General features: G+C 67.0%; 17 protein-coding genes. 7 read left to right on the plus strand and 10 right to left on the minus strand.

Features of this window, described 5'->3' with window-relative positions; all coding sequences use genetic code 11:
• Both VFQ05_03085 and VFQ05_03090 read right to left on the minus strand, forming a co-directional pair.
• A partial coding sequence (locus VFQ05_03085; GenBank protein ID HET9325731.1) for a S8 family serine peptidase occupies positions 1 to 6,948 on the minus strand: 6,948 nt, incomplete at its 3' end.
• A gap of 388 nt (positions 6,949 to 7,336) precedes the next feature.
• Positions 7,337 to 8,491, minus strand: coding sequence for a hypothetical protein (locus tag VFQ05_03090; GenBank protein ID HET9325732.1), 1,155 nt, complete (start codon positions 8,489 to 8,491; stop codon positions 7,337 to 7,339).
• A gap of 340 nt (positions 8,492 to 8,831) precedes the next feature.
• Here VFQ05_03090 and VFQ05_03095 point away from each other — a divergent pair, with 340 nt between their 5' ends.
• Positions 8,832 to 9,299 carry a VOC family protein gene (locus tag VFQ05_03095; protein HET9325733.1) on the plus strand — a complete coding sequence of 156 codons (468 nt, stop codon included), beginning with the start codon at positions 8,832 to 8,834 and terminating at the stop codon, positions 9,297 to 9,299.
• Between the two features lie 58 nt (positions 9,300 to 9,357).
• Here VFQ05_03095 and VFQ05_03100 read toward each other — a convergent pair whose 3' ends face one another.
• Positions 9,358 to 9,657 (minus strand): DUF2087 domain-containing protein, encoded by a 300-nt coding sequence (locus VFQ05_03100; protein HET9325734.1) that lies wholly within the window; start codon positions 9,655 to 9,657, stop codon positions 9,358 to 9,360.
• Positions 9,658 to 9,775: 118 nt separating this feature from the next.
• Here VFQ05_03100 and VFQ05_03105 point away from each other — a divergent pair, with 118 nt between their 5' ends.
• Complete coding sequence (locus tag VFQ05_03105) at positions 9,776 to 10,309, plus strand: hypothetical protein (protein HET9325735.1); 534 nt, start codon at positions 9,776 to 9,778, stop codon at positions 10,307 to 10,309.
• A 4-nt stretch (positions 10,310 to 10,313) separates the two neighbouring features.
• On the opposite strand, the gene VFQ05_03110 is transcribed toward VFQ05_03105, so the two are convergent.
• Positions 10,314 to 11,168, minus strand: a complete 855-nt coding sequence (locus VFQ05_03110) for an EamA family transporter (protein ID HET9325736.1) — start codon at positions 11,166 to 11,168, stop codon at positions 10,314 to 10,316.
• 223 nt (positions 11,169 to 11,391) lie between these two features.
• On the opposite strand from VFQ05_03110, the gene VFQ05_03115 reads away from it, so the two are divergent.
• The gene (locus VFQ05_03115) at positions 11,392 to 12,447 is read left to right on the plus strand and encodes a hypothetical protein (protein ID HET9325737.1); all 1,056 of its coding nucleotides are present in this window, start codon (positions 11,392 to 11,394) and stop codon (positions 12,445 to 12,447) included.
• A gap of 26 nt (positions 12,448 to 12,473) precedes the next feature.
• Here VFQ05_03115 and VFQ05_03120 read toward each other — a convergent pair whose 3' ends face one another.
• From VFQ05_03120 to VFQ05_03130, 3 genes are read right to left on the minus strand one after another with little or no spacing between them, the layout of a single operon-like run.
• Positions 12,474 to 13,379 (minus strand): hypothetical protein, encoded by a 906-nt coding sequence (locus VFQ05_03120; protein HET9325738.1) that lies wholly within the window; start codon positions 13,377 to 13,379, stop codon positions 12,474 to 12,476.
• Entirely contained in the window at positions 13,376 to 13,813 is a 438-nt protein-coding gene (locus VFQ05_03125; protein ID HET9325739.1) for a thiol-disulfide oxidoreductase DCC family protein, read from the minus strand. The genes VFQ05_03120 and VFQ05_03125 overlap by 4 nt, the downstream gene beginning before the upstream one ends.
• On the minus strand, positions 13,792 to 15,273 hold the full coding sequence (locus tag VFQ05_03130) for an MBL fold metallo-hydrolase (protein HET9325740.1): 1,482 nt from the start codon (positions 15,271 to 15,273) through the stop codon (positions 13,792 to 13,794). Before VFQ05_03130 ends, VFQ05_03125 begins: the two co-directional genes overlap by 22 nt.
• Positions 15,274 to 15,400: 127 nt before the next feature.
• Between VFQ05_03130 and VFQ05_03135 the strand changes: the two genes are divergently transcribed.
• Positions 15,401 to 16,009, plus strand: coding sequence for a sigma-70 family RNA polymerase sigma factor (locus tag VFQ05_03135; GenBank protein ID HET9325741.1), 609 nt, complete (start codon positions 15,401 to 15,403; stop codon positions 16,007 to 16,009).
• Complete coding sequence (locus tag VFQ05_03140; protein ID HET9325742.1) at positions 16,002 to 19,166, plus strand: protein kinase; 3,165 nt, start codon at positions 16,002 to 16,004, stop codon at positions 19,164 to 19,166. Before VFQ05_03135 ends, VFQ05_03140 begins: the two co-directional genes overlap by 8 nt.
• Here the strand turns inward: VFQ05_03140 and nagB are convergent.
• Complete coding sequence (gene nagB, locus VFQ05_03145; protein ID HET9325743.1) at positions 19,163 to 21,052, minus strand: glucosamine-6-phosphate deaminase; 1,890 nt, start codon at positions 21,050 to 21,052, stop codon at positions 19,163 to 19,165. The genes VFQ05_03140 and nagB overlap by 4 nt on opposite strands.
• Positions 21,053 to 21,242: 190 nt before the next feature.
• Between nagB and VFQ05_03150 the strand changes: the two genes are divergently transcribed.
• Entirely contained in the window at positions 21,243 to 21,638 is a 396-nt protein-coding gene (locus tag VFQ05_03150; protein HET9325744.1) for a hypothetical protein, read from the plus strand.
• A 98-nt stretch (positions 21,639 to 21,736) separates the two neighbouring features.
• Here the strand turns inward: VFQ05_03150 and lat are convergent, their stop codons facing one another.
• Positions 21,737 to 23,095: an L-lysine 6-transaminase gene (gene lat / locus VFQ05_03155; protein HET9325745.1), complete on the minus strand. Its 1,359-nt coding sequence runs from the start codon at positions 23,093 to 23,095 to the stop codon at positions 21,737 to 21,739.
• Positions 23,092 to 23,589, minus strand: a complete 498-nt coding sequence (locus VFQ05_03160; protein HET9325746.1) for an Lrp/AsnC family transcriptional regulator — start codon at positions 23,587 to 23,589, stop codon at positions 23,092 to 23,094. Before VFQ05_03160 ends, lat begins: the two co-directional genes overlap by 4 nt.
• Before the next feature lie 112 nt (positions 23,590 to 23,701).
• Between VFQ05_03160 and thrH the strand changes: the two genes are divergently transcribed.
• Positions 23,702 to 24,322 carry a bifunctional phosphoserine phosphatase/homoserine phosphotransferase ThrH gene (gene thrH / locus VFQ05_03165; protein HET9325747.1) on the plus strand — a complete coding sequence of 207 codons (621 nt, stop codon included), beginning with the start codon at positions 23,702 to 23,704 and terminating at the stop codon, positions 24,320 to 24,322.
• The last annotated feature ends 7 nt before the right edge of the window (positions 24,323 to 24,329 follow it).

The raw sequence follows: 24,329 nt of genomic DNA on the forward strand, positions 1-24,329 counted from the left end.
GGTCCCGCCGAGAGCGGATGACGGGATGACGTCGTAGACGATGTCATTGAGCATCAGGAGCGATTCAACCGCCGCGCTGAACCAGGGCAGCACGTCCTCGACGACGAGGACGGTCGCTCCGGCCTGGTGAATCGGCGCCGAGGCGACCGACTGGTAGTCAGGCGGCGGGGTGGCAGGAGGATGAGCCGGCGTCGAATGACCACCGACCGCGGCGCCTCCCGTTCCTCCGGCTGTGCCGACCGTCCAGGTCAGATCGCTCTCGCCGGTGTTCTGGATCGTCACCGTCCGCGTCGCCATCCCACCCGTGAAGAGCGATGCGGTCAGGCTTGCTGGCGTCACCGCGATATCTGGTGGGACCAGTCCTGTCCCCGTCAGGGACAGCACCCATTCCGCGTGGTCGGGATCGTTGCTCCGCACCGTCAGCGTCCCGGGGATCAGGCCCGCGGCCTCCGGTTGGAACGTGACCATCACGGCCCGCGACGCCCCTGGCGCAAGATCGAAAGCGGCGATGTCAGCGTGGTAGTCGGTCCGCGACGCCGTGACCTCGGAGACCGTCAACAGGTCGGTGCCGAGGTTGCTCACCACCAAGGTCTCGGCGCGAGCGCCGCCGACGAACACTTCTCCGAAGTCGAAGGAGTTTCGTGAGAGCAGGATGTCCGGTGCCCCGGTCACGTGCAGGCTCACGGGCACCGACACCAGGCTTTCGTCCGGATCGTTGCTGTTGATGGCGATCAGGTTCTGGTAGTCGCCACCCTCCAACCCCGCGGCATCCACGTTGACGGCGAGGTCGAGATGCTCTCCGGCGTGAATGGTGCCCGACACCGGCAGGACCGAGAGCCAATCGGGTCGGGACGCGATCGCCACGGCCAGCTGGTTCTGGGCGTACGGCGCGTTGAAGGAGATCGTGAGCCCGTCGTCTCTCACGGCGTTCTGGAACCCTATGGTCGCGATCGACTGCGTGCCTCCCATGTCGAGGTACTGATAGACGATTCGTCCGTTCGGGTAGATCAGGATCTCGAACGTGAACGGCGTCGATCCCCCCAGATACCTCACGTTCCGGTACTCCACGATCATCCGGCTTCCATCGTTGTAGTAGTAGACCGAGCCGGGATCGGTCCAGAGGTCCGCCCAGAAGGCGGCCAGCATGTTCTCGGGCGCGAACGGAGTCGGGAGAGGCTGGTGTGAGAACGGCGCCCCGTCGTTCGTGAAGCTGATGAACCCGTTCGAGCAGATGCGCAGGTTCGAGAAGGTGTTCCCGTAGTACGGGAAGCTGAAGCCGATCGGCACCGGACCGGAGTTCCAGTCGTCGCCCCAGATCGGCACCGGAGTCCCGATGGACGAGATCTCCACCCAGTTGAACGTCGGGCCGCCCGGACTATGGCTGTCCTTCCACTCGTATCCGAACCGGTCGGGGCCGCCCGTGCTCGCGATCACCGCCTCGCCGCGCCGGAGGTCCACTTCCCCCTTGGCGAGCACGGGAACGTTGGTCATCTCGCGCACCTGCCCAGCCCGCGCATTCGCGGTCAGGTTCTCCACCGCGACGTTGAATGTCAGATCACTCGAGCCCGTGTTCTGGATCGTCAGCACCTGCGTGGTTCTCTCTCCGGTGAACAGAGACGCCGAAAGGGACGGCGGCGACACCGCGATATCGGGAGGGATCAACCCGATTCCAGACATGGCCACCGAGAGCAGCGCCTGATCCGGGTCGTTGCTCTGGAAGCGCAGCGTCCCTGCGAACGGCCCGGCGCTCCCGGGGTGGAAGGTCACCGCCACCTGCTGCGCGGTGCGCGGGGCCAAGGTCATCGAGGACACGCTGGGCGTGAAAACCGGATTGTCGCTGGCGATCGACGTCACCTGCAGGGCCTCGCTGCCATTATTGCGGACCGTCAGGGTCATCTGACGAGACTGACCGACGAACAACGCGGCAAAATCGAGCCGGTCGGTGGTTCCGCCATACCGCAGCCGCACGATGTGGCGGTTGGCGCTGCAGAAGACGTCGACGGGGGGCGTGTTCTGGACGACCACGTCCACGACTCCATCCGCGGCGAGCAACTGAAGGAATCCAGCGCTCAGCGGGAAGCTGCCGGTCGCCGTCAGGCAGTCGGACCCCACGCTGCCCACCGATCCCACGGTCGTGCTCTCGGCGATGGCGGTCGCAAGCTCGGACGCGTCTCCGTAGTCGCCTTCCGCGATGAGCTCGAGCGAGCCCGACGCGCTGGTGGGAACGGGCGACGTCACCAAGAGCCGGTGCGTCGTCCGCGCCCCGGGCGCTTCATAGGATGATACGGACTCGAGCATCGTGGGATCGCCCTCCACCTGGATGTTGGGCGCGCCGATCACGGTGAGGGTCGCCGGCACCTCGAGCACGGAAGTCACCGGGTCGTTGCTCGACACCAAGATGCTCGACTGGTACGTGCCGCCGAACAGCGTTCCGGCGACAAAGCGCGCGCTGACGTCCATGGATCCAGAGGGCGGCACGACGCCGGTCGTGGGCGTGACGGTCAGGAAGTCGGAAGAGTCGAGGAAGCGGACGAAACCGGTTCCCCGTTCACCTTGCGCGAAGTAGATGCCGCGCTGAGATCCGGAGAGCCACGCCAGACCGCCGTCGTCCACGGAGAAGAACGAAATGGTCGACACGCTCCACGTGCCGGAGTCGATCGAGTACCGGTAGAGATTGTTTCCGCCGTAGCTGCCGTAGGCGAAATACTCCCGGGCCGAAGGATCGATGGCGGCTCCCGCGACGGCCCCGCCGGGCATCGGGGGCAGAAGGGTCCAGGCGTTGCTGGCCACGTCGTAGGTGGCAAGAGCATTCGACCCGTTTCCCTGGTGTCCGAAGAGTTTTCCGGACAGATACTTCAGCGCGCCCCAGGGCTCGAAATAGAAGGGCGCGGGGGTCAGATCAGCGATGCTCGTGGTCGCGGGGTCGTAGCGCACCATGCGCGAGCCCACGGCCAGATAGAGATACTGACCTCCGTCGCTGGCGATGTTGGCGGTCCCTTCTCCCAGCGGACTCGGCACGGTCGTCCAGGTGTTGGTGGCGATGTCGTAAACGCCCATGCCCCCGGATATCCCGGCGTAGGTGGTGTAGATACGCCCATTCAGCAGTGCCGCGCCTCCATTGTTTCCCGCCGAGATGGGAGCGTTCGCCAGCACCTCCCACGTATCGCTCGAAGCGCGGTAGCGATAGAACGGCGTGCCTTGATTGGATTGGGCGTAGATCACTCCGGCGGACGGATCACCGACCACGCAGGTCAGCGGTTGTGGACTCGCATGGCGCGCCGCCATCTGGGCCGCCGCCGCCCTGAACCGCGGCTCACGGCTCTCCGGCATGTGCGTCACCTGTGAGGTCCTGGGAGGCGAGTTGTTGCTCGAAACTCCCGGCGGTGACAGGCCCCCGAAAGGCACCCGTCCTGCACCGCCAAGTCCCGGGGTGACATCGAGCGAGAACGTGAGCGGACTCAGCCCGGTGTTGAGGATCCGGAGCGTCTGCGTCTCTTCCCCTCCTTCGTTCAACGTCGAGGTCAGGGACGAGGGTTGCACGCCCACCGCCGGCGGGTTCAGGCCAGTTCCGGACAGCGCGATCGAGATCAGCGGCTGATCCGCATCATTGCTCTGGAGTCGCAACGTTCCCGTGAAGTCCCCCGCGCTCCCCGGGTGGAACGTCACCACGAGCCGATGTGTGGCGCGCGGGGCCAGCGTCAGGGCCGACACGCCCGGCGTGAACTCCGCACGGTCGCTGGTGATCGAGCTCAATTCCAGAGGGGCGCTGCCGATGTTTCGGATCGTCAATGCCAGGTCGCGGCTCTGTCCCGTGAAGATCGAGGCGAACTCGAGCCGGTCGGCCGGAACGTCGTAGTGAAGTCGGACCGTGTGGCGATTGACCGGGCAGAAGACATTCACGTCGAGCGTGTTGTTGACCGTTACGTTCACCACACCGTCCGCCGCCAGGGACGACAGGAGCGCGGCGCTCAGCGAAAAGCTGCCGCGCGCCGTCAGGCAGTCGACGCCGGCGTTCCCGACCGACCCCAAGGCCGTGCTCTCGGCGACCGCGGTCGCCCTCTCGACCGTATCTCCATAGTCACCGTCCGCGAGCAGCTCCAGAGAGCCGCCGAAGCCAGGCACCACGGGCACCGCGATCAGCAGGTGATGCGACGTCTGTGCCCCATCGATGCCGTAGTCCACCGCCGACTCCACCATCACCGGCTCGCCGTCGACCCGAATGTCGGGAGCACCGGTGACGTGCAGATGGGCCGCCACCGAAAGCTCACTCTCGTCGGGATCGTCGCTGGAGAACACGACGCGATTGTCGTAATCGCCGCCGTCCAGGCTGGTGGCATCGAAGGTGACCACCACGCCGAGCGAGCCCCCGGCGGGAACCACCGCGGTGTCGGGATCGGCCGAGAGCCACTTCGTGACTCCCGAGCTCCAGAACGCGGCGTTGTGCAGGATGAGCGGAATGTCGCCCGTCCAGTAACCCGAAGCGGCGACGAAGATGTTGACGGCGGCCACCCGCGAGCCCTTCGTGGCCACCATGGGCTCGCCATTCGTCCAGCTCGCCACCAGCTCGCTGCCGATGGCGAGACTCACGTCACCCAGCAGATTGCCGGAAGCGCTGGCCACGCCGGCCATGATCGGGTGCGTGGCGTCGAACGTCCCGAGGCTCGCCCCTGGAAGAGGGCCGGATCCAGGCGGAAACGGCGAGTAGCCTTCGGTCAGGAATCGGCCCTGCGGAACCCAGCCGCTGATGAACGAAGCCAGGGTGAGGACCACGCCTCCACCGCTGTCGACATAGTCCGCGAGCACGTTGCCGACTGCGACGGGATCCGTCCACGGAAAGTTGGCGCCCACGATGACCGAGTTGTAACCCTGGAGCTGACTCAAGGTCGGGGCGCCGGTTCGGCCGTCGAATTCGTCGACCACGGCGATGTCCGGGAATCCCTGGAGGAGCGCACGCATCTCGGACATGTCGCCGGTGTGGAGAAGCAGGATGCGCAGGCTGCCCGAGAAGATGTTGTCGTAGCGACTCGATTCCGGAGCGTAGGCCGGACGTGTGCCGCTCGTGCCCTGCGCATAGGCCGTGGTCTTCACCGGATACGCCGGCGGGGTCTCGACGCTCGCGACGACCGAAGACGCCGGGTTCGGAAGCGTGAAGGTGCGCAGAATCCGTGGCGCCGAGCTGACGCTGGCCGCCTCGGCCACGGCTTCGATCGTGACTCTCAGGTTCAGCTCCGCCGTCCCGGTGTTGGTGACGGTCAGGGTGCGCGTGGCCGTTTCCCCGGTCAGCAGATCCGCCGACACGGCGCCTGGGGTGACGGCGATATCCGGAGGGGGCAAGGTCGTCGCGGTCGCCAGGTTCGAGATCGGCGAAGGGTTCCCGAACTCGTCGAATGCCTTGACCGCGAAGTAGTAGCTGGTGGAGAAGGCCAGGTTGCCGACTCGCATCTGCTCCGTGCCGCCCGCCGCGACCGGGCGCGGCGCGCCGGTGGCGAGCGAAGCCGCTTCGAAGTTGGCTTCGTCGATGGGCGCGGTCGAGTAGCGCACTTCGTAGCGGCTCGCCGTGCCCACCTCTCCGTCGTCGCCGGTCGCGGTCCAGCTCAGCGTCACGCGCGTCCCGTTGGGCTCGAAGGCATGGAGATCCGAGATCGTTCCGGGCGGAAGGGAGTCCGGAATGGCGATCGTGTTGAAGGCATTGAGCCGGCCGCCGGTGGCGACTCTGCCGGATAAAGAGGAAAGGGTGTCGACCTTGCTGAGGAGCAGCGCCTTGGCGTCCGCCCCGCTCATCCCCGGGAAACGCCCCAGGATCAAGGCGAGCGCTCCGGTCACGTGCGGCGTCGCCATCGACGTGCCGCTGTTGTAGCCGTAGCCCCCGCCGGGCAGCGTGCTGTAGATGTTCTCGCCCGGCGCCGCCAGATCGACCGTGGTGCGGCCGAAGTTGGACCAGAACGGCAGACGATCGAACGCATCGCTCGCCGCCACGGCGATGACGTTGGGGACGTCGTAATTCGAGGGGTAGTTGGGGAAGACATCGTTGTCGAGGCCGGAGTTGCCGGCCGCCGCGACGAACAGGACGCCGGCGCTGTCGGCGGACTCGAGCGACGATTGCAGCGCCGCGGACGCGCCACCGCCGCCCCAGCTCGCGCTGATGACCCGAGCGCCCATGGCCACCGCGTAATCGATGGCGGAGACCGCGTCGGCGGTGGAGCCGAACCCGCCGCCGTCCAGGAACTTGAGCGGCATGATCTTCACGTTCCAGTTGACGCCCGCCACGCCGATTCCGTTGTTGCCGATCGCTCCCACCGTTCCCGACACGTGGGTGCCGTGACCTTGATCGTCGATGGGATCGTTGTCGCGGTTCACGAAGTCCCAGCCGCGCACGTCGTCGATGAAGCCGTTGTGATCGTCGTCGAGGCCGTTTCCGGGGATTTCACCGGCGTTCGAGAAGACGTTCGCGGCCAGGTCGGGGTGCCCCCAATCGATCCCGGTGTCGGTGATCGCCACCAGGACATCCGAGCCCGTGAGCACGTCCCACGCGAGCGGGGCGTCGATGTCCGCTCCGGGAAGGCCGCCGGTCTGCCCTGTGTTCTGGAGTCCCCAGAGCCGGGAGAAGTCCGGATCGTTCGGCGTGGTCGCGACGATCCGATAAACGTAGTTCGGCTCGATGTACTCGACCTTGGGGTGCGATCGGTAACGAGCGATTGCCTGATCCACGCTGAGCTTCGTGATTCGAAGATGCTCGCCCCGGCGCCCCGGGAATCGGCCGATCGGAGACCCACCGAGATCCGTGACGATCGCGTTGCGCTCCTGAGTCTTGGCGCCGCGCTTGAACTTGATGATCACCTCGCCCGGTTTGGACGGGTATCCGCTCGATCCTTGAGCGGCAAGTGAGCTCGCGCAGAGCAGTCCCAGGAAAACCGCGATCGAGGCATACCAGCGGCCAGGCTTCTTCATGGGGAGCATCCTCCAGCTCGGGTGCTCGCTCATGAACCTGGAGCGAGGGCCCAGCGATCCAGCTGAATCGTGTGACCGTTCATCAGCGGCGTCGCTCGAGAGACGCAAGGGTGACGCTCGGGGCTTCCACGATGCCCCGGCGCCTTGGGCAGTGCTCGGACCGTGCGCGTTTGGCGAGTGGCGCGAAACCAGGCGGGGCGCGACAAAGAGCACGAAGCGATGCGCGGCGCTGGAGAGGCGAGCCTTGGATCGTCTACTGACGTGCCACTCTGTTCGAAGGATCTTGCGAACCGGCAAGATTAACCGCCCGCTTGTCGCCGGAGTCAATGGCAAAACAAGAGGCTGGTGCGCGCTTCACGCGAATGTTCACATCCAGGGGCTGGACGAATCAGTTGCGGATTCGCACCAGCCTCAGGCAGCGAACCTGTCCGTTCCACGAAAGAAGCGCGAAAAAGACGCCGGTGCCCACGCCACGACCGGAGCGATCGCATCCGTTCCACGCGGCGACCCCCGGACCGGCCGCGGCCACGCCGTCGAGAACGCAGGCGATCACGCGGCCTTGGAGATCGTGGATGGTGATCCGTACCCTGCCGGAGCTCGGCAGCACATACTCGATGCGTACAGTTCCACCGAAAGGGTTGGCTCCGGCGACTCGAATCCCGAACTCGGGCGTCGGCGTCTCGCCTTGGGCAACGGCGACGGTCGAGAGCGCACAAACACCCGGGCTGTAGCCGCCAATCGTCCACCCCGACCAGTCCTCGCTGGTCTCGTCGTGGCCATTCACGCCATTCCCACCACTCGAGACCTCGCTCTTTTCGAAGAGGCTGGCCCGATGGATCGACGAGCCTTGCGGCGAATCGGGGGCGGGAAGCCCCGTCCCCAGATCGTTGGCGAAGAAGCTCGTGTCGAGGTTGGGGTCGGGTCCGTCGATGCCGAACGGATAATCCACGTCCTTGTTGGGGATGAACGTCGTGGTGAGCCAGCACGTCCAGTCGAGGTCCCGGGCCAGGTCGCCGGCTCCGTCCCAGAAGACGAGCCCCACGCATTCCCCGTTGTTGGCCATGCTCAGGGTTCCCGAAGGGTTGCTCCCCCAGGGAATCATGTCCGGCACGCCGTCGGCGATCCCGTCCTGCGTCACTTCGAGCAGAGTCTGGCTGCCGGGTTGAGCCTGGAAGTCGGCGAGGCGATTGATGGGAAAGAACTCGGCGAGGAAAGCGTCGCTGTCCTGACAGACGACCAGAACCTCTCCCGAGCCGATGCTGAGCGACGGGAAGCGATAGATGAAGTTGTTGAGTGTGATCGGCGAAACCGGCCCGTTGACCAGGTAGGGATAGGCATCCTCGTCGCCGACCAGCCAGACGCCCGCGAGCGAAACGCTGCCGGCGTCCGGATTGAGGATCTCGACGAACTCGGACGTCGGGCTCGTCTCGTCGACCGTGTCGTAGCCGACCTCCGTGATCAGGAGATGAGCCTCGGCCGAAGGAACGAAGCCGGCGCCGGCCAGCCAGGCGACCACGGCCAGGAAGAGCGAGCGAGACGTCAAAGGATTCCCTCGGGACACACAATGGAACCGCAGACCATGACCCGAGTGAATTCTAGCAACGCACCGCAGGAAATTCCTCGACACCATGGCGGGACCTCGCTGCGTGGGTTGCGGGACGCAATCTTCAACGCCGTGACCGTGCGCGCTGCCCGGTGGCGGAATCCCGGTTGAAGAATTTTCAGGACCGAGGAATCCATCCTCTCGTGGAAAAACGCTTCCGTCGCCGAAGGAGACGTGTGTAGCGTCGAAGCATTGGAAGAGCAGCCACGGATGGGTGCGAGTTCGAGCGTCTCAGGGAGGCGAGACCGCAGCGGCCATCACTTCGGAAGGAGTTCTCCTCATGTCGAAGGCAAAGAATCCCATTCCCGAGGGCGCCCATACCATCACCCCGCATCTCACCGTCAAGAACGCGAGCCAGGCGATGGAGTACTACAAGAAGGCTCTGGGCGCGACCGAGCTGAACCGCATGCCAGGGCCCGACGGAAAGATCATGCACGCCGCGATGAAGCTTGGTGATTCGATCTTCTTCCTGAACGACGAGATGGATGAAGGCTTCAAGGCGCCGCGTGCCGGTGAAGCGCCGGTCGTGATCCATCTCTACGTCCCTGACTGCGACAAGATCTACAACCAGGCGGTCTCGGCGGGGGCCACGGCGACGATGCCGCTGGCGGACATGTTCTGGGGAGATCGCTACGGCGTGTTGACCGACCCCTACGGACACACGTGGGCGGTGGCCACACGCAAGGAGGATCTGACGCCGAAAGAGATGGAAGAGCGCGGCCGTCAGTTCATGGCCCAGCAGCGCTGAGCCCGCCACCGACGAGCAAGCGCAGCGGGTCTCTCCGCTGCGCTTCCTCTTTTCCGGTCTACGCGGTCCTGGTGCTGGGAGCGGGACGCAGCCGGTAGCGCGTTCCGTCGCGCTCGCGCTCCATGTGATCCCAGTCGCAAAGCCAGCGCCTGAGCAGCGCCCAGTCGCCGAAGGTGTGCCACTCACGCAGGATCTCGTTGACCTCGCGCTCTCCGTACTCACGGCCCGGCTCGAACGCGTCCGCCAGATAGGCCAGGGCCATGCGCTGAACCTTCTGCCGCACCGGCCACTGAGTCAGGCGCCCTTCCTCGTCGACGAAGGGACGAAGCTCCCGGGGTAGCGCTGCGCGCTCCATCATGACGAACCTCCTCGAAGTCGTCCCGGAGCTTAGCCCAGCTCGAGGTGGACCCGGAAACTCGCACCTTTTCTATGGAGACGCGGGGCGGGTGGGTCGATAGTCCTGCCGGGAGGCAGCCATGAAGCCATCCGATGCCGCTCTCTCCTTCCGCCCGTCGTTCGAGGGAATGCTGAGCCTGGACTTGCCTCCGGATTGGCACCAGCGCATCCAGGCGCGGATCGACGAGGGCTTCCTCGTCCCCGGAAGGAAAGCGCGCGCGAACTATCGCGTGACCGCGGCCGGCCCGCATCAGCTGGTGTTCGAGGCCGGAGATTTCGCGACGGCTTACGCCATCGGGCTCAATCACGTCGAGCTGTGGCTCACCGGGAAGTCACTCGCCTATCGCGTGAGCTTCGCGCGCTGGAATCGCTACGTCGTCGCCCACGGCGCACTGCTGGGCGTGGCGCTCATCCTCGCCTCGTTCCATCCAAGCCTGAGAGGGCAGATCGACTCGCTGGCGTGGATTTTCTGGCTCATGGTCGGCTTCTGGTCGCTCGCCTGGCCGTGGATCATGACCGCCATCCACCGTCCCTTCGCTCGCCGCACGCTCGAGAGAATCCTGCTGGAGGAGCTCGAGCACAAAGAGCCTCCCAAGGCCCACGCCGCCTCGTAGCCGCTCAGCCGAGCGAGATGCATATGCCGGCGCCCAGAGCGAGCACCAGTCCCGCCGCCTGGAGCGGACTCCAGCGCTCGTTCAGCATGACCCGCGCCAGCAGCACACTGGTGGCCGGAGCCAGCGACACGAGCGCGGCGACGAGTGACAGCGAGCCCCGAGGCACGGCGGCGACGTAGGCGAGATTGGCGAGCGAATCGAGGACCCCGGTGACCAGCGACATCGGACGATCCCCCGGCGCGGGCATGAGCGGCTGCCGCCGGGCCATCAGCACCACGCCCAGGCAGACGATGCCGGTGATGCGCGCCAGGACGAGCGGCCAGAGGCTTGCGCCGCGCTCGATGCGTCCGAGAAAGACGAGGAAGAAGCCGAGGACCGCGCCTGCGATCAACGAGCGCACGACCGCGCCGCGAATGTGAATGGAGCGCTGCGCGGAACGCTCATGAGCGTGGGCTCCCTGCGCGAGCAGCACGATCGCCGGCGGGGCGAGCGACAGGCCGGCCACGGCGATCCACCCTGGACGCTCGCCCAGCGCCATGCCCACCACCACCGGAAGCGCCAAGCCGGTGATGCTGAAGATCGGCGAGGCGACGCTCATCGGTCCGATGGCGAGCGCGCGGTATGCGAGCATCGCGCCGATCGCGCCGAAGACGCCACCGGCGATCGCCCAGCCGAGGTCGGATCCGCGCGTCTCCCCGGGCGCGAGCGGCATGCCGGCGAACAGCACGGCGAGCGCCGAGAACCCGGCCAGATAGGTGACCGCGAGGGCATGGCTGCGGCGTGAGGCGAGTCCCCCGCAGAAGTCGGCGCTCCCGTAGAGAAGCGACCCCAGGGCAGCCAGGAGGTAGGCGGGATTCACCGCGCAGAACCTACCCGCAACGGAACGGGACCCAAAGTCATGCCCCGTCTGGACGACCGAGGCAGCCAGGAGAACCCTGAAGTCCCGGTGTCCAGGCGCCGATGACTGTCGAGGACCGGACCCTCCTCGCTCGCCCTCGCGCGTGCCGGTGACGATGAACGCGCCAGTACCTCTCGTGGCCGCTCGAGGCGCGCTTGACCCCCAACGATCCGAGGGACCTGCCGTGCTGACTTTCGCGAAGAACCAGTGGACCGAATGGGCCCGTGACTGGGGCCTCGCCCATTACCCCCAGAAAGGCGTGTTCCAGCGCACCGAGCACGTGATCGGCGAGCGCAAGGGCCTGTTGATTCGCGCGGGCTGGGGAGCGAACGAGAATCCCGGACTGGTGGTTGCCATCCGTTTCCCGTGCGTCGCGGACCTGGGACGCCTGAAGCAGGCGCTGATCGATGATTCGACGCTCGACATCCTGCCCGGCAAGGGGAAAGGCCGTCGCAAGATGGGGGTCGAGGACACGGGCAAGAAGACGATTCGCATCGGTGAGCAGCCCGAGTTCCACCTCTCCGACACCTGCCTGCTGTGGCACCGGAGCTTCGCGTTCCGGACGCCAAAGACGGCCGAGGTCCAGGCGTGGGTGGACGCACTCGTCACGGCGATCGCTCGCGCCACCCCCGGATTCAACGGGCGCTGCGAGACCTGCGCGACCGGCACCACGCGACAGTACGTCGTCGTGGACGACCTGCCGGCGATGATCTGCTCCGCTTGTCAGCAGCGCATGCAGGCCGAAGGCGACATGGCGGCTCGCGCCTACGAGATGAAAGAGGCGCGCCATCTGCCGGGCGTGATGCTCGGCCTCGGGGCCGCGATCGTTGGCGCCGTGCTCTGGGCAGGAGTCGCGGCGCTGACCGGGCGCATCTTCGCCATTCTCGCCATCGGCATCGGCGCGCTGGTCGCCTGGGCCTATCGCGCGGGGGCCGACCGCGTCGACATCGCCGGCCGGGTGATCGCCGCGGCGCTCACGGTGGTCAGCGTGGTGATCGGCGAGATCCTGCTCTTCAGCTGGTGGGTCGCGAAGGCGAATCCGGAAGTCGGGTTCAACCTGGACGCCGGCCTCTACGTCTTCCTCAGGACCTGGAGCGAGAACCCGAAGGACGAGATCATGTCGATCTTCTTCGGGCTCGTCGGCGCCTGGTTCGCGACCAAGGTGCTGCAGAAGCCGAAGCTCAAGGCCACCATCGAGTCCGCTGGGCCGCCGGCCGAGAGCGGGCGCAAAGCGGCCTGATCAGCGGCTGCGGGGCGAGCCGCGGGTCAGCGTGTCGCGGCTCTCCCCAGCCGATAGTGGAGTCGCAGGAAACGCGTGCGCCAGATGCGGAGCTCGTGATCCGCGCGCAGCGTCCCACGCGGATCCACGAAGACGTGGATGTGCTCGATGAGCGACCCCACATAGCGCGCCCAGCCCTCTCCCGGCTCGCGCTCCACATAGAAGTAGAAGCCGGCATCGCCAAAACCCTCGCCGCTCGAGTGGAGCGTCAGCGATCCATCGGGATGCGACTCCGGCCACAGGACCACGAGCGCGTACCCGTTGGGGAGCGGGAACGCCACTTTCACGCAGCCTCCCTCCCTGCACGGCACTCGGGTGATGGCGTAGCTGCCGGCGTAGATGACGGCGCCGTCCGAGAGATTGGTCCGCACCCACGCGCGCCACGGCGCCTGGCCATCCGGACCTTCGAGCGCCAGCACCTGGCTCGAGACGCCCAGGCGGCTGTCGAGCGGTGAGAGCGGGAGGTTCAGCTGCTGCAGGCGGCGGCTGAAGATCGCGGCCAGGAGACCGCCGAAGGGCCGGTACGCGCCGCACCACTCGGACCACACATCGAGATCGAACTCCGATGTGCGCTGGTAGAACGCCGCAACCGCGGGGGCGATGGTTCCGACACGGCAGCGCGGACTCTCGAGCTCGTCGAAGCGCTCGAGCAGGCCGCGCACGCCTTCGTCTTTGCGAAGCCGTAAGCCATGACGCTCGGCATAACGCTCGTAGAAGCGGGCCCCGATGACGTTCACGTCCCCGACCGGCGCCTGGAGCCAGGGCGCTTCGCTCCATCGCACCCGCCGCCCCGTGTGCTGGACCCAGCGCTGAGTGACCCAGTCGCTGAGCCGGCCGCGCCGTCCGCCGAGGTCGGGCGTCTCGATGCGGAAGCTGGGATCGGAACGGCTCATTCGAGGAACCTCTCGCTCACGTCGGCGGAAGGCACCATGCAGCTCTCCCTCTTGCCGAACCACCGGTAGCGGTTGCGGGCAATGGTGCGATAGACGGCATCACGCAGCGGCCTCGGAATCCAGCGCAGCAAGAAGACCAGACGCCATGGAAGCGGCAAACGTCGCGCGACGCCCAGCGCCGCGTCACTGCGGACGCGGCACTTCTCACCCTCGACCAGCACGAAGGTGTCGGCTTCGAGCGGGTCGAAGCCGTGCCGCTCGAGCAGTGCCCGGCCCGCGGAGGACTGGAGCGCGGCGAAGCGGAAGACCCGAGATCGATCGTGTTGGAGGATGAATTGGACCGAAGCGTTACAGAAGTTGCACACGCCGTCGAAGACGACGATCGGATGCGACTCGGTCGGATGGGTCAGCTTCAGCTCCCTGACAGGGCCCAACGATCGCCTTCACGGCGCGCATGGCCTTCGGCTTCGAGCTTGAGCAGGTGAGCGAGCAGCGAGCGCTCGGCGTAAGGCCACAGCTCGCGAGGCGTGTCGGCGTAGGCGCGCTCGACGAGCTCGGCCAGCGCCCCCGGCTGCGGCTCGAGCGCGGCCAGGACCTTCGCCTCGCGCTCCAGCCGATGCGCGATCAGCTTCTCGAGACGCCGCTTCACCCCGCCCTGCGGCGCGCCATGACCCGGGAACAGCGTCTCGGCGCCGAGCGCCAGGAGCCGCTCCAGCGAGCGCAGGTAGCCGGCCATGTCGCCCTCCGGCGGATCGATGATCACCGTGCCGACCCCTCCCACCACGTGGTCCCCCGAGAACAATGAGCGGGTGCGCGGATGGTAGAAGCACAGGTGCCCGCGCGTGTGACCCGGCGTGTGGATGGCGACCAGGTTCCAGTCGGCGATCTCGTGGACCAGCGGGATCCATTGACCGTCCTCGATGGTGAAATCGACCCGCACGTGCTTCGCGGTCTCGGGATGCGCTCCCACCCGCACGCCGTAGCGCTCGCGCACCGCCTGAACCCCCGCCACGTGATCCGGATGGTGATGGGTGAGCAGCACGACCTGCACCTTGCGCTGATCGGTGGCGAGCATCTCGATGAGACCGAAGAGCCGCTGCAGTTCTTCTTCGTCGCCGCTTCCCGGGTCGATCAGCGCCATCTCGCGATCGCCGACCAGGTACGCGTTGCTGTGCGTGGCTGGCGGCAATGGCCGCGTCTTCATCGGCTGGAGCACGATGCCCCACTTGAGCTCGATGCGTCGGACAGGGCGGCCCGAGGCCTCGGGCGACTGCACCATGCGCTGCGGGAGATTCTCCTCACCCTGGGCCAGCGCGATCATGGCGTAGAGCACCGGCGCCGCGAAGGTCTCCGCTCCTTCCTGCCAGCGCTTGAGCGCCGTGATCGGCGAGATCCACTCGCCGCTCGCCAGCTCTCCGACGCGCACGCTCGGCTCCTGCGGACGGGTGAGGCGGGCAAGGAAGAACTCGGTCTCGAAGCGGGTGGCCGCGAACGGCGGACTCACCCAGCGGCCTGCCGGCACCAACGTCGCCTCGCGAAAGCGCCAGCCATGCTCGCGGATCAGCTCGGCGAACGTGGCGCGCCCTTCGAGCAAGCGATCCCGCGCCGCTTCTCGGGACGCCGCGCCTCCGTCCTGTTCGGCGAGCAGGATCCCGGTCTCCTCGAAGACCTCGCGGATCGCGCATACGCGCGCCGTTCGCTCGGTCCCGGGCGCCATCCCTTCGATCTCGATGCTCGCGTCTTCCGCATCGGCCGTACCGCCCGGGAAAGCACGGAACTCCGGCATGTACCGCACGGCTTCGCTGCGCAGGACCCAGAAGGTCTCGAGCGCGGCGCCTTGGCCGCGCAACAGCACGACCGCGGCCGAAGGGCGTGATGGACGAGGATCGGTCACCAAAGGGCCTCCCAGAACGATCACGAAACCGAGCGTGGCAGGCTAGCAGAGAGGCGGCCTCAGGGGAGGTTTGGGGTAGCCGGCGCTGCGGCGCGGGGTTAGCATGGCACCCGCGCTGGAGACTCCCTTGAGTCGACCCCCCAACGACTTCGAAAAGGCGGCGCGCTCGGGAGCGTCCCTGGGGACGATCTCGGTGTTGGTCGAGCGCGCCCGGTCAGGAGATTCGCGCGCCCGCGAGCAGCTCGCGCGGCGCTGCGTCGAGGCGCTCCAGCGGTTTGCGGCCGGCCGGGTCCCGCGCGGCGTCCGTGGCCGGCTCGACACCGACGACCTCGTCCAGCATGCCGTCATGCGTGCATTCGAGCGGCTGGAAACGTTCGAGAGACGAGGGCATGGGTCGTTCCTCGCGAACCTGAGGACCATCGTCCTCAACCAGATCCGCGACGAGGCTCGACGGCTCTCGACACGTGTGCCTCATCAGGAACTGGGCGAGCACCTGCAGCAGCCTGGTGCGAGTCCGCTGGAAGCGGCCATCGGCCGGGACTTCGTCGATGCTTACGAGGCGGCGCTGGCACGGCTCTCGGCGTCGCATCGCGAGGCGATCGTCCTGAGACTCGAGATGGGCTACAGCTACGACGAGATTGCCGAAGCCCTCGGCAGCTCGTCACCCAATGCCGCGCGCATGATGGTGGTGCGCGCGCTGCTTCGGCTGAGCCGCGAGATGGAACCCCATGGCTAAGAGGCCTCCACGACGCGCCGATCCGGTGAGGACACTGAGTCGCATCGCGCGCGCGGTGTCGGACCGTCGGCCCGTGGCGTGGGAGGCGGAGCTCGAGCTCGCACCCGAGATGGCAAGCGCGCTCGATCGGTTGCGGCGCCTTCAGGCGCTGGTTTCGGTGCACGAGTCGGCCGTTTCGACGGTCGATTCGCCTGCGGCCGCGCCGCGCTTTGGGAAACGCGAGAGCGAGCAGACGCCACGTGGCCTCACCGCCTGGGGTCCGCTCGAGATCCTGGAAAGTCTGGGTCGGGGCGGCTTCGGCCACGTCTTCCGCGCCAACGATCCGGTGCTGCAGCGGGAAGTGGCGCTCAAGCTGTGGCGTCGAGGCCGCGACGCGGATCGGCTGCTTCTCGAAGCGCGCACGCTCGCGCGTCTCCGCCACCCGAACCTCCCGGCGGTGCACGGCGCCGACGAGCACGCCGGCTGGATGGGGATGTGGACGGATCTGGTGCGTGGCCGCACGCTGGAGGAGGAGCTTGCCGCCGTCGGCCCTCTGAGCGCGCGCGAAGCGGCGCAGGTCGGCATCGAAGTCTGCCGGGCGCTGAGCGCCGTCCATCGTGCGGGACTGGTCCATCGCGACGTCAAGACCGCCAACGTCATGCGCGAGGTGGACGGACGCGTGGTTCTGCTCGACTTCGGGCTGGCCATCGAGCACGCCGCCGACGCCGATGCCGGAAGGGCCGCGGGGACTCCGTCCAGCATGGCGCCCGAGATCCTGCGTGGCGCTCCCGCCACGGCGGCGTCCGATCTCTACGGCGTCGGCATCCTTCTGTACCGCATGGTGAGCGGTGGTTATCCCTACGAGGGGCGCACGGCCGCGGAAGTCGGCCGCCTTCAGCAGCGACACGAGGGCGTCGGACTGCTCGAGCGGCGTCCCGATCTGCCCGCGAGTTTCGTGAGCATCGTGGATCGCGCGCTCGCGCAGGAACCTGAGGCGCGGCCCGCGGATGCCGAAGCGCTGGAGTGCCTATTGCTCGAGTTCCTGGGAGCGCGGGCCCCGGAGCCACCGTCCGTGGCGCCGTCGCGGCCCGAAGGTCACGCACTTCGAATGCCGCACTTCATCACCCGCTTCATCGGTCGTGATGACGAGCTGGCTCAGTGTCACGATGCGCTGGCGTCGCACCGGCTGGTGACGCTGGTCGGACCGGGTGGGACGGGCAAGACTCGCCTTTCCGTCCGCGCCGCCGAAGCCATGGCCAAGAGCGGCCTCCCCGTGGCATTCGCCGATCTGTCTTCGCTTGGGGCCGCCGCCACCGTGGAGCCCGAGGTGCGGCGCGCGCTGGAGTCCTCTCCGGTGGCCATCGGCGACCGGTCGACGTCACTGGCCATGGCGGTCGGGGACGCACCGGGTCTGCTGGTGCTCGACAACTGCGAGCATATCGCCGAGACGGTGCGATCCCTCGTGCTGAGCCTGCTTTCGAGCTGTCCACGGCTCATCATCCTGGCCACCAGCCGGTCCCCCCTCGGAGTCCCTGGCGAGCGGATGCTGGTGGTGCCGCCGCTCTCTGTCCCTCCCGCCGACGTCTCCGGCTCGGTGGAGTCGGTGTCGGGGTTCGATGCCGTCCGCCTGTTCGTGGAGCGTGCATGCCTGGTGAGACCGGACTTCCAGCTCACCGCTCAGAACGCGAGCGCGGTCGCGGAAGTCTGTCGTCGCACCGATGGCCTGCCGCTGGCCATCGAGCTGGCCGCCGCGAGGACGCGAGCACTCACCCCCGAAGAGATCCGCGATCATCTGGCCAAGGGCACGAGCATTCTCGCTCGCGGCGGCTTTTCACCGAACGCGCGGCACGAGAGCCTCGAAGCAGCCATCCGGTGGACCTACGACACCCTTTCACCCGAGGCGCGCGCGCTGATGGACGGCCTCGCCATCTTCACCGGCACATGGTCCTTTGCCGCCGCGGCGGCCGTCTGCATGAACGGCACGGCGGAGATCGTCGTGCTGGATGCCCTCACCACACTCATCGACCAGTCCATGGTCACGGTGGCGCCCCCTTGCCTCGGCGTCACGCGCTACCGGCTTCTCGACACGCTGCGCGGATTCGCGCGCGACCGTCTCGCCGAGTCCGGCCGGCTCGACCTGCTCGAGCAACGCCACTTCGAGCACTTCCTGGCGCTCGCCGAGGAAGCCGAGCCGCGCCTGTGGGGCCCCGAGCAGGCGTCCTTTTGCGAATGGCTCGAGGCCGATCATCCCAATCTCCAGGCGGCGCTGGCTTGGGCGCGGGGCCAAGCGGGCCGCGAGGTCGATCATCTGAGGCTCGCCGGCGCTCTGGCGCGGTTCTGGACGGAGCGCGGCCACCTGACCAGCGGGCGCGAGGCCCTCACGGAAGCGCTCGCCACGCCGCACGCCGCACGCGAGCCGCTGGCCCATGCGCGCGCGCTGCTCGGAGCCAGCACGCTGGCGATCTATCAGTCCGATGCTTCTCCGGCGCGAGCATTCGGGCTCGAGGCGCTCGAGCGGTATCGCGCGCTCGGCGATCGGGCGGGGATCGCACGCACGCTCGTGACGCTCGGCATCATCGCTCACGAGATCAGCGACTACGCGTCCGCCGAAATGTCGTATCGCGAGAGCCTCGATCTGTTCCGGGAGATCGGCGACGGCCGCGGCGAGGCGCACGTCCTCAACAACCTCGGCGCCATCACCTGGCGCCAGGACCGCTGGGAGGAAGCACGCCGGCTCCACCTCGAGTCGCTCGATCACGCGGAGCCGGCGCGCGACCCGGGATTACGCGCCCTGGCGCTCACCAACCTGGGCTTCGTCGCCCATCATCTGGGCCGCACCACCGAGGCCGCCGCCTGCCTGTCCGAGGCGCTCGCACTGGTGCGCGAGCATCGACTCATGCGCCATGCGGCCTCGACGGTCGAGGTGGCGGCGGCGGTTCTCGCCGAGCGGCACGAATCGGCGCGCGCCGCCCGGCTCTACGCCGCAGCGGGCCAGCACCGGATCGACCTCGGCAACCGGGCGGAGACGGCTTGGCTCAAGGCGCATGAGCCGATGATGGAGTCCGCGGCGCGCGATCTCGGTCCGGAGCGGCTCGAGGCCGAGTCGCGCGTAGGCCGATCCCTCGGTCTGCGAAAGGCGATCGAAGAAGCCGCGCGCGGCCTCGAGCTGGTCGTCTAGAACCCCGGCTGCTCAGCCTTGAGGTGGCCGCGCCGCGCTTCGCGCACCACCAAGGCCTCCATCGCGAAGTACTCGGGCAGGCCGAGCTGATCGACCAGACGTGACGTCGTCCGGTTGCGCTCCTCGACTCGCTGCCAGAACTCGCGCTCGTCGACCCCCGGAAACGGCGCGCGGTCCTTCTGGCTCTGATGCTTGAAGATCGCGCTGATCTTGGTCCGGAGCTCCTTCTCGGAGAGCGGGATGAGCAGGTCGGCTTCGGCCACCGACCATTCCTGCCAGGCCCCGCGGTAGAGCCAGATCTCCGGAGGCTCTCCTCCATAGCGCGCGAGCGCCTGATCGACGGCTTCCGCGCACATGCGGTGCGTGCCGTGCGGGTCCGACAGGTCCCCGGCGACCAGGATGATGTGCGGGTGGATCTCATCGAGCAGGCCCAGCACGAGATCCACGTCCCGCGCGCCAATCGGGTCCTTGCGCACGCGACCGGTCTGGTAGAAGGGCAGGTTGAGGAACCGCGCCTGGCTCGCGGAGAGTCCGAGCACCTCGATCGCCGAGATCGCTTCGACCTCCCGGATCCGCTGCTTCAGCTTCGACACCGCGGCGCTGTCGACCTCGCCTGGCTCCTTGCGCGCGAGGAAATCCCCTACCTCGCGAATCCAGGTCCGCAGGTCTTCGTGGCCGAAGCCGAAGTCGTCGGCGGTGCGGCGCAGGAAGTCGAGGTAGCGCCGCACTTCGTGATCGAACACGGCGATGTTCCCCGAGGTCTGGTACGCGACGGTGACCGCGTTTCCGTTCTGGACCAGCTTGCCCAGGATGCCGCCGGCCGAGATCACGTCGTCGTCCGGGTGCGGCGAGAAGAGGATCACGCGCTTCCCCTGGGGGAGCTTGCTGCGGCCGCGGACCTTGGCGATCAGGGCATTGAAGACCGCGCCGTTCAGCGTCTCCGAGGAGCCGTGCCGCATGAGCAGCGCGCCCAGATGGTGGTCGCGGTAGTCGAGGTCCTCGAGCTTCAGCACCGACTTTCCGGTCACGCCGCTCAGCCATACCACCGCTTCGATCTCGCGTTCGGGGGTCCAGTCCATCTCTCCCAGCGCCCACGGCGTCTTGCGGCGCGTCAGCTCGGCGGCCGCGGGGGCGTCGAGGTACACCGTCGCGCTCGGGTGCTGCTGCAGATACGTGGCCGCCACCGCACGGTCGACTTCGCCTTCGACCGCGCGCTTCACGATCGCGGCTTTGTGCTCGCCGGTGGCGACCAGAGCGATCTCGCGCGATTCCAGGATGGTTCCGACGCCCATCGTGATGGCTTCGGTCGGCACGTTCTCGGTTCCGAAGAAGTCGTTCGCGGCCACGCGGCGCGTGATGGTGTCCAGGGCCACCAGGCGCGTGCGCGATCCCACGCTGGAGCCCGGCTCGTTGAAGCCGATGTGGCCGGTCTGCCCGATGCCGAGAATCTGGAAGTCGATGCCGCCCGACTCGGTGATCGCGCGCTCGTAGTCCCGGCAGTGTGGCTCGATCTGCGCGCGAGGGAGATCCCCGCGAGGGATGTGAATGTTGCGCGCCTCGAGGTTCACGTGGTCGAAGAAATTCTCGCGCATGAACCGATGGAAGCTGTGGAGGCTGTCGGGCGCCATCGGGTAGTACTCGTCGAGGTTGAAGGACACGACGTTCGAGAAGTCGAGGCCTTCCTCGCGATGCAGCCGGATCAGCTCGCGGTAGATGCCGATCGGCGTGGAGCCGGTGGCCAGGCCCAGCACCGCTTTGCGGCGAGCCCGGCGTCGTTCGCGGATGAGATCGGCAATGCGTCCTGCGACGGTGCGTGCAATCTCGTCGTGGCTGTCCTCGACGATGACCGGTATTCGTTCGGGACCTTCACGAACGCCGCGGCTCACCCTGCCGAATCTCGGGTAAATGCCTTACGAGTCACGGGGCGCAGCGTCGCATCATTCAACACCTCGTTTCGAGGGAAATCTCTGACGGCTTCTTGACGCTCCTCGTTTCCGCATCGGAGTAGGGTGATCAGTGCCCCCACGGGTCCGTCCGGTCGACCCCCAATGACCGGTTGCCATCCGAGGAGAGCCCATGCGCAACATCTCGCTAGCAACCGCTTTCCTGGCTGCGTTGCTCGTCGCCGCGGTCGCGCTCGCGGCAAGCGACAAAGTGGTCGTTTCGTTCGTCTCCCAGGCCAGCTCGGGAGTGACCGGCGACCTCACGCTCAACGCACAGTCGGGCGGCGGCACCATGATTCACGGCAGGCTCCAGGGCCTGGAGCCCAATGTCGAGTACGTGACGCAGCACTTCGCCGACGGGGCTTGCTCCAGCTCCCCGGCGACTCAGCTGGTCTCGTTCAAATCGAATCCAATGGGCAAGGCGGTCTTCAACACGAAGACCAGCATGCGCATCGCGGATATGAAGTCGGTTTCAGTGCAGCTCAGGTCGGACATGGCGCTGAAGGCCTGCGCCACCGTCAACCCATAGGAAGAGAGGCCCTGGCCGTTTCGGCCAAGGCCTCGTTCGCGAGCGGTTCGGACCCACTGGGCTCGGAGACTCCAGGCGTCTCCGGGCCCGTCTCTGTTTCAGGCAGCCTTGGGAGCGGAGGCTCGCAGCGCCTTGCGGATGAGCGCCATCGCCTCGTCCACCTCCGCCGCGGTGATGTCGAGCGGAGGGCGGAAGCGCAGGCCGACCGTGCCGCAACCCAGGATGATGGCGCCCTGCTCGAACAGCTTGTCGCGCAGGCGATCGCGCTGCTCGCCGCTCGGAAGGTCCATGGCGCACATCAGGCCGCGACCGCGCACGTTGGAAATGCTCTCGGGGAATTCCTTGGCCAGGGCCTCGAGGCTGCGCAGCAGATGGGCGCCCACGGTGGCGGCACTCTCGATGAGCCGCTCCTCTTCCATGATCTCGAGGTAGCGCTGACAGCGCACCATGTCCACCAGGTTCCCGCCCCACGTCGAATTGATCCGCGACGAGACGCGGAACACGTTCTCAGGCTCCTCGTCCAGGCGGGCTCCCGCCAGCATCCCGCACACCTGCGTCTTCTTCCCGAAGGCCAGCAGATCGGGGCGGATGTCGTCGTGTTGGTGCGCCCACATCCGGCCGGTGATGCCCATGCCGGTCTGCACTTCGTCCCAGATCAGCAGCGCTTCGTTCTCGTCGGCGAGTTGACGCAGCGCACGGAGGAACTCCGGGCGGAAGTGGTTGTCGCCGCCTTCGGCCTGGATCGGCTCCAGCAGGATGCAGGCGATGTCGTCCTTGCGTGTCGCGAAGGCGTCCTTGACCTGCGCGATCGCCGCGGATTCGGCGCGCACCACCCGCTCCAGCTCGGCGGCATCGATCGGGAAGTGAAGCTTGGGATTGTCGATGCGCGGCCAGTCGAACTTCGGGAAGTACTGGTACTTCCTCGGGTCGGCGGTGTTGGTGAGCGAAAGCGTGTATCCGGTCCGCCCATGGAAGGCCTCGCGGAAGTGGAGCACCTGATGACCACGCTCCTCTTTGTATCCCCTGCGGAAGTTGCGGCGGATCTTCCAGTCGAACGCGGCCTTGAGCGCGTTCTCCACGCCCACCGAGCCACCCGCCACGAGGAACAGATGAGGCAGATAGGACGGCATCGCCAGGCGGCCAAAGGTCTCCACGAACTCCGCCATCTCGATGGTGTAGAGATCGGAGTTGGTGGGATTGGTGAGCGCCGCCCGCTGGAGCTTCGCCAGGAAGTCGGGATCCCTCATCCTGGGATGGTTGAAGCCGATGGGCACCGTGGCGAAGCACGAGAACAGATCCAGGTAGGTGCGGCCGTGACGCGAGTCGTAGAGACGCCGGCCCTGGCTCTTCTCGAGGTCCAGGACGAGATCGTAACCGTCCCTCAGCATGTAGCGGGCGATCACTCCGTGGACCTCGACGGACGAGAGTCCGCTGCGCGCGGTCGACGTGGGATTCATGGCGTCTTCTCCTCGGCGCCCGTCGGAACGAAGCTCTCCTCCTTCGAGGTCGAGAGCACGATCACCGTGCGCGTCTGTCGCACTCCTTCGAGCGCGTTGATTCGATGGATGAGCAGCTGCTGCAACGCCTCCATGTCGCGAACCCGGATCTTGAGCAGCAGCGAGAACTCTCCCGTGATGTGGTGGCACTCCTGCACCTCGTCGAGCCCCAGCACCGCTTCCACGAACTGCGGCTCGTGACGCGGATGCTCGATGAACACCTCCACGAACGCTCCGATCCCGGCGCCCACAGCCTTGGGATCCACCACCGCGACGTAGCGCCGCAGGAACCCCGCGGCCTCGAGCTTGTGCAGGCGCTCGTTGACCGCGGCCGTCGACAACCCGACCCGACGGGCGATCTCGGCCTGTGGAAGCTTGGCGTCCCGCTGGACGAGCTCGAGGATTTTCCGGTCCCGGAGATCGAGGCTCTGAGTACCATTCGCTTGAGTCGGCATATCGCTGACTATTATTCGGCATTTTGCCTGTAGTTCAAGAGTTTATTCTATCCATGACTGCACATATGAGCTCTGGCAAGACCGGCGCGCCTCGTCTAGAGTGCCGGACCCTATGGTCTTCGCGATCGATCTCGAGGGCGTCCTGGCGCCCGAAATCTGGCCCATCCTGGGTGTGCACTTCGACATCCCGGATCTCCATCTCACCACCCGGGACCTCGGCGATTTCGACGAGCTGATGCGTCGCCGGGTGGTGGCGACCCGCGAGCGCCAGCTCACCCTGCGCGACTTGCAGGCCGTGGCCCACTCGATCGAGCCCTATCTCGGCGCCCGTGAATTCCTCTCGCGCCTGCGCGCCATGGGGCAGGTGGTGATCATCTCGGATACCTTTCACGAGCTGGCCGAGCCGCTCACCCAGAAGCTCGGCGGGCATAGCCTCTTCGCCAACCGCTTCCAGGTGGACGAGCAAGGCCTGATCAAAGGGTTCAAGCTGCGGATCCGGGGCCTCAAGGAGCGGATCGTCTCGGGATTTCACAGCGCGGGATTCAACGTCGCCGCAGTCGGCGACAGCCTCAACGATCTCTCGATCCTGCGCGCCTGCGACTTCCCCCTGCTCTACCGCCCGGTCGAAGGGCTGCGGGCGCAGTTTCCCGAGGCCACCGTGGCGCTCCACCTCGACGAAGCGCTGGTCGCGCTTCAGAACGCGGCCGTGCGCTACGAAGGCAATCACGCCTGAGGCGGCG

Source organism: Candidatus Eisenbacteria bacterium, from assembly GCA_035712145.1.
Lineage (GTDB): Bacteria > Eisenbacteria > RBG-16-71-46 > RBG-16-71-46 > RBG-16-71-46 > DASTBI01.

Excerpts from the sequence above, each read along its gene's own strand:
- VFQ05_03105 (HET9325735.1), top strand. The coding sequence starts at position 9,776 with ATGAAGCCATCCGATGCCGCTCTCTCCTTCCGCCCGTCGTTCGAGGGA.
- VFQ05_03095 (HET9325733.1), top strand. The coding sequence starts at position 8,832 with ATGTCGAAGGCAAAGAATCCCATTCCCGAGGGCGCCCATACCATCACC.
- lat (HET9325745.1), bottom strand. The coding sequence starts at position 23,095 with ATGAATCCCACGTCGACCGCGCGCAGCGGACTCTCGTCCGTCGAGGTC.
- VFQ05_03140 (HET9325742.1), top strand. The coding sequence starts at position 16,002 with ATGGCTAAGAGGCCTCCACGACGCGCCGATCCGGTGAGGACACTGAGT.
- VFQ05_03160 (HET9325746.1), bottom strand. The coding sequence starts at position 23,589 with ATGCCGACTCAAGCGAATGGTACTCAGAGCCTCGATCTCCGGGACCGG.
- VFQ05_03120 (HET9325738.1), bottom strand. The coding sequence starts at position 13,379 with ATGAGCCGTTCCGATCCCAGCTTCCGCATCGAGACGCCCGACCTCGGC.
- VFQ05_03150 (HET9325744.1), top strand. The coding sequence starts at position 21,243 with ATGCGCAACATCTCGCTAGCAACCGCTTTCCTGGCTGCGTTGCTCGTC.
- VFQ05_03100 (HET9325734.1), bottom strand. The coding sequence starts at position 9,657 with ATGATGGAGCGCGCAGCGCTACCCCGGGAGCTTCGTCCCTTCGTCGAC.
- thrH (HET9325747.1), top strand. The coding sequence starts at position 23,702 with ATGGTCTTCGCGATCGATCTCGAGGGCGTCCTGGCGCCCGAAATCTGG.